This window comes from Duganella sacchari (assembly GCF_900143065.1).
Lineage (GTDB): Bacteria > Pseudomonadota > Gammaproteobacteria > Burkholderiales > Burkholderiaceae_D > Rugamonas > Rugamonas sacchari.
In genome coordinates, this window is record NZ_FRCX01000005.1 from 274,801 (window position 1) to 287,170 (window position 12,370).

Annotated in this window: 12 protein-coding genes; 2 read left to right on the top strand and 10 right to left on the bottom strand. The window is 61.1% G+C overall.

Annotated elements, in window-relative coordinates:
• Positions 1-102: 102 nt before the first annotated feature.
• The 4 genes from BUA36_RS12780 to BUA36_RS12795 all read right to left on the bottom strand — a co-directional run bounded on the left by BUA36_RS12780 (position 103) and on the right by BUA36_RS12795 (position 5,815).
• On the bottom strand, positions 103-2,604 hold the full coding sequence (locus BUA36_RS12780) for a TonB-dependent receptor (protein ID WP_072785034.1): 2,502 nt from the start codon (positions 2,602-2,604) through the stop codon (positions 103-105).
• 178 nt (positions 2,605-2,782) lie between these two features.
• Positions 2,783-3,853 carry a LacI family DNA-binding transcriptional regulator gene (locus tag BUA36_RS12785; protein ID WP_072785036.1) on the bottom strand — a complete coding sequence of 357 codons (1,071 nt, stop codon included), beginning with the start codon at positions 3,851-3,853 and terminating at the stop codon, positions 2,783-2,785.
• 33 nt (positions 3,854-3,886) lie between these two features.
• On the bottom strand, positions 3,887-5,101 hold the full coding sequence (locus tag BUA36_RS12790; RefSeq protein WP_072785038.1) for an acyl-CoA dehydrogenase family protein: 1,215 nt from the start codon (positions 5,099-5,101) through the stop codon (positions 3,887-3,889).
• Positions 5,102-5,110: 9 nt separating this feature from the next.
• Positions 5,111-5,815, bottom strand: a complete 705-nt coding sequence (locus BUA36_RS12795; RefSeq protein ID WP_072785040.1) for a histidine phosphatase family protein — start codon at positions 5,813-5,815, stop codon at positions 5,111-5,113.
• Between the two features lie 83 nt (positions 5,816-5,898).
• Between BUA36_RS12795 and BUA36_RS12800 the strand changes: the two genes are divergently transcribed.
• Entirely contained in the window at positions 5,899-6,807 is a 909-nt protein-coding gene (locus tag BUA36_RS12800) for a LysR family transcriptional regulator (RefSeq protein ID WP_072785042.1), read from the top strand.
• 7 nt (positions 6,808-6,814) lie between these two features.
• Here BUA36_RS12800 and BUA36_RS12805 read toward each other — a convergent pair whose 3' ends face one another.
• The 3 genes from BUA36_RS12805 to BUA36_RS12815 form a co-directional block, all read right to left on the bottom strand.
• On the bottom strand, positions 6,815-7,222 hold the full coding sequence (locus BUA36_RS12805) for a type II toxin-antitoxin system VapC family toxin (RefSeq protein WP_072785044.1): 408 nt from the start codon (positions 7,220-7,222) through the stop codon (positions 6,815-6,817).
• Complete coding sequence (locus BUA36_RS12810) at positions 7,219-7,413, bottom strand: hypothetical protein (RefSeq protein ID WP_072785046.1); 195 nt, start codon at positions 7,411-7,413, stop codon at positions 7,219-7,221. The genes BUA36_RS12805 and BUA36_RS12810 overlap by 4 nt, the downstream gene beginning before the upstream one ends.
• Positions 7,414-7,513: 100 nt before the next feature.
• Positions 7,514-7,900 (bottom strand): helix-turn-helix domain-containing protein, encoded by a 387-nt coding sequence (locus BUA36_RS12815; RefSeq protein WP_139260523.1) that lies wholly within the window; start codon positions 7,898-7,900, stop codon positions 7,514-7,516.
• A 72-nt stretch (positions 7,901-7,972) separates the two neighbouring features.
• Here BUA36_RS12815 and BUA36_RS12820 point away from each other — a divergent pair, with 72 nt between their 5' ends.
• Positions 7,973-8,812, top strand: coding sequence for a class I SAM-dependent methyltransferase (locus BUA36_RS12820; protein ID WP_072785050.1), 840 nt, complete (start codon positions 7,973-7,975; stop codon positions 8,810-8,812).
• On the opposite strand, the gene BUA36_RS12825 is transcribed toward BUA36_RS12820, so the two are convergent.
• From BUA36_RS12825 to BUA36_RS12835, 3 genes are read right to left on the bottom strand one after another with little or no spacing between them, the layout of a single operon-like run.
• Positions 8,801-9,391, bottom strand: coding sequence for a PqiC family protein (locus tag BUA36_RS12825; RefSeq protein ID WP_072785053.1), 591 nt, complete (start codon positions 9,389-9,391; stop codon positions 8,801-8,803). The genes BUA36_RS12820 and BUA36_RS12825 overlap by 12 nt on opposite strands.
• A complete protein-coding gene (locus BUA36_RS12830) occupies positions 9,388-11,010 on the bottom strand; it encodes a PqiB family protein (RefSeq protein ID WP_072785055.1) in 1,623 nt (540 codons plus the stop codon). Before BUA36_RS12830 ends, BUA36_RS12825 begins: the two co-directional genes overlap by 4 nt.
• Positions 11,003-12,271, bottom strand: a complete 1,269-nt coding sequence (locus BUA36_RS12835) for a paraquat-inducible protein A (RefSeq protein ID WP_072785480.1) — start codon at positions 12,269-12,271, stop codon at positions 11,003-11,005. The genes BUA36_RS12830 and BUA36_RS12835 overlap by 8 nt, the downstream gene beginning before the upstream one ends.
• Positions 12,272-12,370 lie beyond the last annotated feature (99 nt).

A 12,370-nucleotide genomic window follows, 5' to 3' on the forward strand; every position in this document is an offset into this window, starting at 1 on the left:
CTTTCTGATGCCAGAGATTCACAAAACAAATAACCCAGTTCGGGGTCAGTGCCGACATTCGGACATTTTTGTCCGAATGTCGGCACTGACCCCGAACCTTGCTTAGAATTTCACATCCAGCTTGACGCTGAAGTAGCGGAACACGTCGCGCGGCGGCACCCAGCTGCTGGCCGAGACCTGCGGCGACGTGGCGGTAGGACCGGCACGGAACGACGATGGGCCGCTGGCGTTCGCATTCGGAATGTAGAAGCGGTCAAACAGATTGTTCACGCGGAAGCTCAGCTTGTACTTGTCATCCGGCGCGCGCACACCAAAGCCCAGATCCGTGATCGCATAGCCGGCATTTTTCGAATTGGGATCATTGTTAATGTTGGTGTAATACTCACCCTGATAGCGCACATTGGCGTTGACGAAGCCTTTGAACGGCATCGACGGAATCAGGAATTCGTAGTTGGCGCCGATATTCAGCTTGATCTTGGGCGTACCCGGGAACACCGAGTTGTCCAGATTCTGCACACCGGTCGTGGAACCTGGCGCGATCGGGAAGCAGGCCGAGTTCTGGCCGGCGATCGAACCGTTGGCGGCCAGCTTGGTGCCGTTCACCGGGACGTTGGTGGAATCGCCGTAGCACGGACCATTGGCCCACTTCTCGATGGTGGGCAGCGTGAAGGCCAGCGCCGCATTCATCGTCAGGTCCCGGGCCAGCAGCGCATTCACATCCAGTTCAAAGCCATGCGTGGCAATGTGCGGAATGGAATTGAGCTGGCTGTAAATGGTCGGATCATTCGGCAGCACATAGGTCACGTTCTGCTGGTAGTTGAAGAAGTCCGAATTGAAGTAGGTCGCCGCGACCGACAGGCGGCTGTTGAACAGATTGGCCTTGGTGCCGATCTCGAAGCTCTGGCTGGTTTCCGGCTTGACCGGGAAGGCCGCTACCGCCTTCAGGCCCGAGGTCACGTCATACGCTTCGCCCTTGTAGCCGGTCGATGCCTGGGTGTAGACCATCCAGTCTGGCGTGATCTGCTTCTGGATACTGACCTTGCCGGTGGTGGCGCGGTCGGTATTGCCGGTGCTCTGGAACTGGTCGACGCCCACCGGACCTGGCTTGAACGAGGCTTCGTCCAGCTGGTCGGTGTAATAGTTACGCTTGTAGTGATAGCCCGAGATTTCTTCGTTCAGGCGCATGCCCGCCGTCAGCGTCCACGTCGGCATGAACTCCCACGACGCCTGGCCGAAGATCGACTTGTTGGTGTTGTAGATGTCGGTGTAGTAGTTGGTCGGGCTGGATGGCGAATTGGCGTTGCACGCGGTCGGCGCCACGCAGTAGCCGCGGATGAAGTGACGGTAAATCTCGTTATGCGCGGCCCACAAACCGGCCAGGTATTTGAAGGTGCCGGTGTCTGGCGAGACGTAGCGGATCTCCTGCGTCTTCGAGCGGATATCGTAGGTGCCGAACTGGTAATTGCCGATGGTCGGCACGGTCTGGCCAGCTGCCGCGATGGTCGGCACGTCGGTAAAGTCCTGGTCGCGGAAGTCGTTGGCCAGGTATTTGCTCCACGAGGTAATCGACATCAGCGTCGCATCGTTCGGCAGCGTCCACGATACCTTCAGGCCGACGCCACGGTCGCTGGAAATCAGGCCGGTCGGAAAATCGCGGCGCACATTGCGGTTGCCCGGATCGTTGACATTAATCCCCTTCAGCACCGTGCTGGCCGGCAGCAGTGGATTGCCGTTCAAATAGACGCCATCCAGGCCGATCGGCGTCGACACCACATTGCCGGCCGCCGCCGATCCCGTCCGCAGCACGAAGCCATTGACGGCAGTCACGCCGCGCGAATTGTCCTGGTAGTTGTAGCGCGGCGTCAGGTCAACCTGCACGTTTTCAATCGGATTCCACTGCAGCTTGGCCATGAAGGTCTTGCCGCCCGAGCCGTTGACGTCCTTGCCATCGGTCAAATTGTGGAAGTTGCCCGGCATGCGCGTCTTGCCGGCGTACAGGCGCATGGCGAAGTGCTCGTCAAGCTGGCCGCCGGCCGAAGCATTGACGCGCCATTCCTGGTCATTGGTCAGGTAGGTGCTGGCACGGTACACCATCGGGCCGGAGATCTGCTTGGTCACGATGTTGACCGCACCCGCCACCGCCGATTTGCCGAACAGCGTCGATTGCGGGCCTTTCAGCACCTCGATGCGCGCCACGTCAGCCAGGTCCTTGAAGGCCTGGAACTGGGTGGCGATCGGAATATCATCGATGATGACCGCGACGTCCGACTCCACGCCGATGCCTACCGAGACGGTGCCGATACCGCGCATGAAGATGGCGTTGTTGGCGGCCGTGGTGCCGGAGTTCAGCGTCAGCGACGGCATCATCGCTACCACGTCTTCGATCTCGCGGATATTGGTGCGCTGGATTTCCTGCTCGCTCATCACGGAAATGGCCATCGGCACGTTTTCCAGCTTTTCCACGCGCTTATTGGCGGTCACCACCACGGTTTCCAGTGTGCCGGGTTTGGTGTTCGATTCTTCCTGCTGCGCCTGGGCATTCATGGCCAGTACGGCCAGCGCAAGAGCCGACGCCATCGGCGTCAGGTTGATGGTTTTTTTCATGCTCGTCTCCTGCTTGTAATTGTTATCCAACACTGTTGTCCCTTTTAGTTAATCGTTTAACTTCTTAGAGGTACCGGTACCAGTTGTACGATGACAAAGGTTAATGCAGCACCCCGGCGAAGTCAATACGTTTGTAATAGGCGCGCAACAGGCCTTGCGGAAAACGATTAACTGGCATTCAGGCACTTTCTCTTTCGACAATAGAAAAGCCGATGTCGACAATGCCGTCGCGTACTTCACGTTCCTGCGAACGCTCGACGATGAATCTGGCGGCCAGCGCGCCGATGCGGGCGCCGTCGATGCGTACCGTGGTCAGGGACGGATACAGGTCGGCGGCAAAACTCAGGTCGCCCATCCCCACCACCGCCAGTTGTTCGGGCACGCGAATGCCTTGCGCCTGCGCTTCGGTCAGCACGCCCAGCGCCACCGTGTCCGAGCTGCAGAACAGCGCATCGATGTCCGGATGGCGCGCCAGCAGTTCGCGCAGGCCGCCGCGTCCCATGCCGACATTGGTGGGCGCCGGCACCATCGCGCCCGGTACCGTGGCCTCACCCGGCAGCGCCATGCCCAACGCCACGGCAGTATCGGAGAACGCTTTCATGCGGCGCTGCGCGCGCTGGTCGTTGGCACTCAGCGTCGCCACCCGGCGCCTGCCGCGCCGGTGCAGATACTGCGCCACGGCCTCACCCACTTTTTCGTGCGAGAAGCCGATCAGCATGTCGATGGGATTGTCGGTCAGGTCCCAGGTCTCCACCACCGGGATGCCACTGTTGAGAAGGCGCTGGCGGCCCTGGGCCGAGCGCATGATCCCGGTCAGTACCACGCCGTCCGGACGGCGGCCGATGATGGCTTCCAGCAGTTCGTCTTCGCGCGAATCTTCATAGCCGGACTGGCCGAGCATCAGTTGATAACCGTAGCCGGCCAGCGTCGCCGTCAGCGACTGCACCACTTCCAGGAAGACGTTGCCGGAGATGGTGGGAATCACCGCAGCCACCAGACGGCTCTTGCGCGAAGCCAGGCCGCCGGCCAGCATGTTCGGCACATAGCCAGTCTTCTCGACGGCCTCTTTCACGCGCTGCAAAATATGTTCGGACACCGCACTGGGTGTATTCAGCGCGCGCGAGGCCGTGATGGGCGCGACGCCGGCCAAAGCCGCCACGTCGCGCAGTGTGATGCCGCCACTCTTGCGCCGGCTGCGGCGCGGCGCTGGCGTGATGGTTGCTGGTTTATTCGCCGGGGTGTCGTTCATGCCGCGATTCTAACATTCGCGTCCCCGCCGCCGTCATTTGTAGCGGGCCAGTTCCATCTTGCCGATCTGCGAACGGTGCACCTCATCGGGACCGTCGGCCAGACGCAGCGAACGCGCGCTGGCATAGGCGTGGGCCAGGAAAGGATCAGCCATGCCGCCACCGCCCTGCACCTGGATCGCCCAGTCGATCACCTTGCAGGCCATGGTGGGCGCCGCCACTTTGATCATGGCGATTTCCTTGGCGGCCACCTTGTTACCGACCGTGTCCATCATAGAGGCCGCATTGAGCACCAGGAAGCGCGCCTGATCGATCAGGATGCGCGACTCGGCAATGCGTTCCAGCGTCACGCCCTGCTGCGCTACCGGCTTGCCGAAGGCCACGCGCGCCAGGCTGCGCCTGCACATCTGCTCCAGCGCGCGCTCGGCCAGGCCGATCAGGCGCATGCAGTGGTGGATGCGGCCAGGTCCCAGCCGGCCCTGGGCGATTTCAAAGCCGCGGCCTTCGCCGAGGATCAGGTTAGCCTCTGGTACGCGCACGTTCTCGAACACCACTTCCGCGTGGCCGTGCGGCGCGTCGTCAAAACCAAACACCGGCAGATGGCGCAGGATGGTCACGCCCGGCGTATCGCGCGGCACCAGTATCATCGACTGCTGCTTGTGGCGGCTCTCGTTGTGCGGATCGCTCTTGCCCATGAAGATAAACACGGCGCAGCGCGGATCATTGGCGCCGGACGACCACCACTTGCGGCCATTGATGACATATTCGTCGCCATCGCGCACGATGGAGCTTTCGATATTGGTCGCATCGGACGACGCCACCGCCGGCTCGGTCATGCCGAAGCAGGAACGGATGCGGCCATCCAGCAAGGGCTCCAGCCACTGCTGCTGCTGCGCCGGCGTGCCATAGCGCGCCAGCACCTCCATATTGCCGGTGTCCGGCGCCGAGCAGTTGAATACCTCCGGCGCCCAGTGCACGCGGCCCATAATTTCGCACAGCGGCGCATATTCCAGATTGGTCAGGCCAGCGCCCAGTTCCGACTCCGGCAGGAACAGATTCCACAGCCCGACCGCGCGCGCCTTGCGCTTGAGCTCTTCCATGATCCTGGTCGCCACCCAGGCGTTGCCTGCGGCGCGGTTGGCATCCACCTCGGCGTGGAATGCCGCCTCGTTCGGATAGATATGCTCGTCCATGAAGGCCGTGAGCCTGGCCTGCAGTTCCTTTACCTTCGGGCTGTAATCGAAATTCATGGTAACTCCTTAACGGTAGGTGACCGTACCTGGCTGGCCCAGCCACTCCAGGTGCGAATAATTATTCAGATAGCTCAGCGTGAACTGGCCGGGGCGGTGCAGCAGCCTGGTGACGCCACAATTGGCCAGCGTCCAGTTCAGCTCCATCACCTGAAAATCCTGCAGGCCAAGCAGGTGCTGCATCAGCGTCGAGATCACCCCGCCGGAGGTGAACACGATCGTGGTCTGTTTGCTGCCCGGCGTATCCAGCCGCTCCAGTGCACGCACGCAGCGGCGGCGGAAGTCCGGCCAGGTCTCGGTGTATTCATCGTCATGCCAGCCGCCCATCCAGCGCTGCATGGCGGCGCGGAACAGATGTTCCAGCGCGCGCGATGGATCGACATGGCTGGCCATCAGCGCCTTGAACGCCGCCGCATCGCCAAACTCCGGGCAGTGCCGCAGCAGTACTTCGTGGTGATCGAATTCGGCAAAGTCACCGTCCGTGACCCACTCGGTGTCGGCCAGTGCCGGTTTGGGCAGCTCGGCCATGCAGGTATCAGCGGTCTGACGGTGCCGCACCATGCCGCCCGTGACCACTCTGTGAAACGCCTGATGGCTGTTGGCATACCACTGCCCCAGCAGGCGCGCCTGCTCATAGCCCAGCTCCGACAGCTGGTCGTAGTTGGCCGCGCCAAACGACGCCTGCCCGTGGCGCACCAGATAAATTTGTCCCATATCGCATCCTCTGTGAAGCACTAGCTTACCGGCTGGCCTATAATTCATCAAATGAATAGTATTCATTGCACAGGATAAATTTCATGCATATATCAAAAGTGGATCTGAACCTGTTCATCGTCTTCGAAGCCATCTACGCCGAAGGCAGCATCACCCGCGCCAGCCTGAAAATGAGCCTGACCCAGCCTGCCATCAGCCACGCGCTGAACCGGTTACGGCAACTGTTTGACGATCCGTTATTTGAACGCCAGGGCCACGTGATGACGCCGACGCCGCTGGCGCGCTCCATCATCGAACCGGTACGGCGCTCCCTGCGTGGATTTGAAGTGACGCTGAATGGCGCCGCGCGCTTTGACGCCGCCAGCAGCGAGCGCAGTTTCTCACTGGCGCTGCGCGATGTGCTGGAAGCCAGCGTGCTGCCGCCCCTGATGGCCGGCGTCGCGCGCGAAGCGCCAGCAGTGACGTTGAACACACTGCAGGTCAGCCGCCGCGAACTGGAAAGCGAACTCGCAGCCGGTACGCTGGACGCCGCCATCGACATCCTGCTGCCGCTGTCGAACGACATCCGCCGCACCCAGCTGGCGGGCGACAAAACCGTGGTACTGGTAAGGCGCGGCCATCCGCTGGTAAAGCGGCGTGCGCTGACGCTGGACACCTATCTGCAGCTGGAGCATATCCAGACCAGCTCCCGCCGCCGCGGGCCGGGACTGGAAGATGTGGAACTGAGCCGGCAAGGACTGCAACGCCGCATCCGTCTGCGCTGCCAGCACTACTTTGCCGCGTGCCGCGTGGTCGCCGAAACCGATCTGGCTTTAACCATGCCAGAGGGCCTGGCACGCATCGTCAACCAGCAATTCAACAACCAGCTACTGCCCTTCCCGCTCGACATGCCCGCACTCGACATCTACCTCTACTGGCACACCAGCGTCGACAACGACCCCGCCAACCTCTGGCTGCGCGAACAAATCCTCGCCGCCATGGCGATAAGCTGATATCGGGTTAATCCTGGGTCCAATCTTCCAACATCAGGCCAGCAGGATACACGCCAAAGGCCCGGTCACAGCTAACAAGTGTTGCGCCTACAGCATAAGCATGTGCTGCTATCAGGAGATCCAGCGAAGCAAGCGCTGCTCCAGCCAGCTCACGCTTAACACGCATAGAAGCATATGCAATCGCTACATCTCGCGTCCACGGCAAAACGGCAACAAGCATTAAAAAGTTCTCGACACGCCTCTTGAGCCCGGCTGGCCCGCCGCGCTTAACTACTCCGTAACGTAACTCAGCCTCTGTGATAACGGAAATAACAATGCCACTGTCGGAGACACTGAGCAGACGCTGCGCGACTCGAGGGCGATCACCTCGAATAATATGACTTGCGATGCTCGTATCGAGCAAGTAAGTAGTCATGGTTTGATGTTTTGAAATGGATCGCGATGCTGCTGTCCTTGCCGGCGGTCAGCATCAGTCATGAAGTCATCAGGAACAACCTTTGACGCATCTTCACGGAAAAACTCCTCCCATGAGACCGGCTTACTCTCCACAGGCGCACTGATATCGAGGCCTTTTCCCTCGGAAATCATTTGCGTGTTGGTAGGCATAGGTGCCTCGCTAGTAAAAGGAAATTTTCACTATATGCTCACACTTCGGTGTGAGCAAGTACAACAACTTTGATCCAAGTTAAACAACCCAACCAGCCCGTCATTTGACCGCATTCACCAGACGCCGGAATTTGCGGCATTCCATGTGGCTGGGCGCGGGGCAGACGGACGCGTGCCGCAAGCCATCGCGCATGGCGCTGAGTTTGCGGATGGTCTGGTCCAGTTCATCCGCCTTGGCGGCAAGCAGCGCACGGTCGATCTGTGGCGCTCCGTCCGCACCAAACATGCTGGCGATTTCGTCGAGCGAAAATCCCGCTGCGCGTCCCAGGCGTATCAATGCCAGCCGCTCCAGCACAGATGGATCGTACAGGCGCCGCAAGCCGTGCCGTCCACTCGATGCGATCAAGCCTTTGGTTTCGTAATACCGCAAGGCGGAACTGGCCAGGCCGGAACGGCTGGCGACTTCAGAAATATCCAGTGTCATAATTCGCTTGACTTGAAGTTGACTTCAAGTGGAACAATGCCATCTCTGCTTTCCCAAATCAAGCGAGAGAACACTATGGACACCAATCAGGAACAAGCTACCTTGTGGAACGGCATTGCCGGCCGCGCGTGGGTAGATAAAAAGGACGTGCTGGACCACCTGTTCCAGCCGGTCACCGCGCTACTGCTGGAAGAAGTCTGCGCCTGCGCGCCCACCGATGTTCTCGACATTGGCTGCGGCACCGGCGCGGCCACGCTGGCCCTGTCGCAGCGCCTGCGTGGACATGGTCACGTGACCGGCATCGACATCTCCGCCACGATGATTGCCACCGCCAATACACACGCTGACGCTGACGCCGACGCCAGCTTCATATGCGCAGACGCCCAGACCCACGCATTCACGCCGGCCAGCTACGATGTCCTGATGTCGCGCTTCGGCGTCATGTTCTTTGAAGACCCGGTAAGCGCATTCCGCAACCTGCGCACGGCGGCAACCGCGCAGGCGAAACTGCGGCTTGCCGCATGGCGCAGCCCCGCCGAGAATCCCTTCATGACGATGGCCGAGCAGGCTGCCGCGCCCTTCCTGCCGCCAGCGCCAGCACGCGCCGCCAGCGCGCCCGGACAGTTCGGGTTTGCCGACGGTCAGCGCGTACAGACCATACTGGAACAAAGCGGCTGGCAGCACATCGAGATACGTGCCATCGATCTGCTGTTGACGATGCCGGAGCAGCACCTGCAAGACTACTTTACGCGCATGGGCCAACTGGGCCGCGTGCTGGATCAGCTGGACGAATCAACACGCCAGCAAATCATCACGGCCGTACGTGCAGCCTTTGCGCCATTTGTGCATGGCGATGAAGTCCGCTTCACCGCCGCCTGCTGGCTGATCCGCGCCGACGCTGCGTCAGCAACCTGAGTTGGCGCCGGCAGCCAGTGCCTTTACGGCCCTGGAGATATCCCCGCCGATGCGCGCAACAGCGCGCCGATGGCCGGCCACCAGTTCATCGTAGCCCGCGCCAACCGTCTCCTGCGCCACGCTGCGGCAAGTCAGCACCTGCGTGCTGCCCACCAGGCGCACGCTCCAAACGGCATCAATCAGCGCGTACTGTCCCGGCGCAGATTCAAAACGCTGCACATTGGTGCTGATACGGTAGACCGGCGCCTTGTCCGGTACCGGGGAGCGGAAGACATCGATCGTTCCCAGCTCGCCCGAAATCGTCAGCGATAGGGCCTGGCCTATCTCCGACGCTGGTAACGACGCCCAGCGCTCCAGCTCCAGCAAATCGACGCGGCCAGTCCCCGTCGTCACCACCAGCTGATTGCGCGCCACCTGCTGCGGCACCGTCACTGCAGGCAGCTCGATGTAATAAGCCGCGCGGACAGCGGGTGCCTGCACCACGCCCATGCCGCTACTGAGACTATAAAAATGCTCCGGCGGCGCGCTGGCGCAACCGGCCAGCATCACCACAGCAGCCGCAACGCATGCACGCATCATTTCCGCTCCTCCCGTTTATCCTGCTTCCCGCGTATCAGCGATTCCGGATGCCGCTCCAGATAATCCGACAGCGCATTCAATGACTGCAAGGTCTGCGTCAACTGCTGCAAGGCTTCGCGCAGATCCGACTGCACCGGTGAATCCTTCTGCAGGAGCTGATCCGCCTCGCTAAACGTCTTGCGCGCCGCGCCCAGGGTGTCTTTCATCTCCGGCACCACCTGCGCATCGAGCTGCTTGAACAGAATATTCGCGCTCTTCAAGGTATCGCGCAGATTTTTGCCGATGTCTTCAAACGGCACCTTATCCAGCTTGCGTGCGATGCTCGAAATCTGCGTCTGCAACTCATCCAGGCTGTTTGGCACCGTGGGCACTTCCACCACCTCCTGTGTCAGATCCAGCTTGGCTGGCGCCGCATTCGGGAAGAAGTCCAGCGCCACATACAGCTGGCCGGTCAGCAGATTCCCCGTGCGCAGCTGCCCGCGCAAGCCGCGCGCCACCAGACGCTCCAGCACCAGCGGCCCGGCATTGCGTTCGTGGTCACTGGCGATGGTCTGCGCAAAACTGTGGCCCAGCCGTGCTGGATACATGTCCACCGTCACCGGCATGCGGAAGTTCTTCTTCACCGGATCAAACTCCACGCCCACCGAACGCACCTCGCCCATCACAATGCCGCGGAAGTCCACCGGGGCGCCCGGCGACAAACCGCGCAAGGACTGGTCGAAATACAGCACCGTGGTAATTGGCACGCCATCCGGCTCGCGCAGCGCACTGGCCTGATCCGCCGCCAGCGCAAACTCGCTGCCGGCCGGCGCCACAGTGGCTGGCTTCTGCCCGCTAACCGACTCGAACGCAATCCCGCCCACCAGCAGCGCCGCCAGCGATTGGGTATTGACCTTGAAGCCATTTGAATCCAGACGTACATCCACACCACTGGCATGCCACCAGCGCGTATTTTTCCCGACATACTGGTCGTACGGCGCGCTGACAAACACCGACATCTGCACGCCGCGCCCCTTCTCATCCAGATCAAAGCCCGTCACCTGCCCTACCTGTATCCGACGGTAGAAGATCGGTGATCCGACGTCGATGGAGCCCAGCGTATCGCCATGCAGCGTGTACATGGTGCCCTTCTCATCGCGGCTCACTTGCGGCGGCTTTTCCAGCCCGACGAATTGGGTCTTTGTTTCCTCCGACTTGCCCGCATCAACGCCAATATAGGAACCCGACAGCAGCGTATTCAGGCCCGACACGCCACTGGCGCCAATACGCGGCTTGACCACCCAGAAGCGCGTATCGGCCGCGATGAAGCGCTTGGCCTCCTTGCTCATATCGATGGTGACCAGCACATTCGACAAATCGTGCGCCAGCGAAATCGACCGCACCAGGCCGATGTCCACATCCTTGTATTTGACCTTGGTCTTGCCCGGCTCCAGCCCGTCCGCACTGCGGAAGCTGACGATCACCGTCGGTCCCTGATCCAGCACCATCTTGACCACCAGCGTCAGACCGATCAAGGCCGCCAGCAAAGGAATCAGCCAGACCAGCGACGGCAGCCAGCGATTGGCCTTCTCCACATCCGGCTCGGGCAAGGGCGGAGTACCGCTCTCGTTTTCAGACATGCTTCTCTCCATGTGTATCGATAGGATCCCAGATCAGGCGAGGATCGAACTGCATAGACGCGATCATGGTCAGCACCACCACCGCGCAAAACGCCAGCGCACCAGGACCGGCCGTGATCACCGCCAGCGACTGGAAGCGCACCAGCGCCACCGTCAGCGTAATGACGAAAATATCCAGCATCGACCAGCGGCCGACAAACTCCACGATGCGATACAGCACCGTGCGCTGCATCGGCCGCCAGCGTGAGCGCCGCTGCGCTGTCCACGCCAGCAGTGCCAGCGCCGCCAGCTTCAATACCGGCACCACAATACTGGCTACGAAGATAATCGCCGCCAGGCCTGGCGAACCGCTGGTCCAGAAAAATACAACACCGCTGATGATGGTGTCGTCCTCCTTGCCAAACAGGGAGTGCGTGTACATCACGGGTAGCAGGTTGGCCGGAATGTACAGGATCGCCGCCGCCAGCAGAAACGCCCAGGTGCGCCCTACGCTATCCGGGTGACGGCGATGCAGGCGCGCGCCGCAGCGCGCGCAGTACTGGTGCCGCACCGTGTATTTCAGCGACTCGACCAGCCCGCAGCTATGGCAGGCCAGCAGCGGCGCACCCTTTGCCAGCGCCGCATAGTGAAACTTCTTCTGCGCCACCCGGCGCGGCCCCGGCAAATGCTCGCCGATATTCCACAAGATTTTAGGATCGAAAGACACCACGATCGCCAGCATCAGCGTCAACACGCCAAAGGCGAACAGGCCTGGCTGCACCACTACCTCGGCCAGACTGGTCATCTTGATGATGGTGATGAGTATGCCGATCATCAGCACTTCCGTCATGCCCCAGCGCCTGGCCAGCCCCACGGCCCGCAGCAGGTGATCGAAACCCGGCGGCCGCACGCCGTTTCGCAATGACAGCGTCACATACAGCAACGCCCCCAGTTCCACTGCCGGCAGCAGGATGGTGAACAGGAAGACGATGGCCGCGACCAGCTGCATCTGCTCCGTCCACAGTACGCGGATGGCGCCCAGCAGCGTGGCGCTGGTGCTGTAGCCGCCTACTTCCAGCTGGACGATAGGGAAAAACTGCGCGATCAGGAAGGTAAACACCGCGCCCATGGTGATGGCCGCCATGCGGCTGGCGTCCGAATGGATGCCGCGGTAAAGGACCGAGCGGCAGCGCACGCATCGCGCTTTTTCGCGCGGGCGTACCGGACGGCGTTGATGCAGCACGCCGCAATCGTGGCAACTGATTAAATCGTATCGATGCACGGGCGGAGACAGGTTGTAATCCAACCGGCATCATACGTCATTCCGCTGCTTAAAACCGTGGGCACTCTGCTAACATAAGCAAAACTCTTTTCGGGAGGA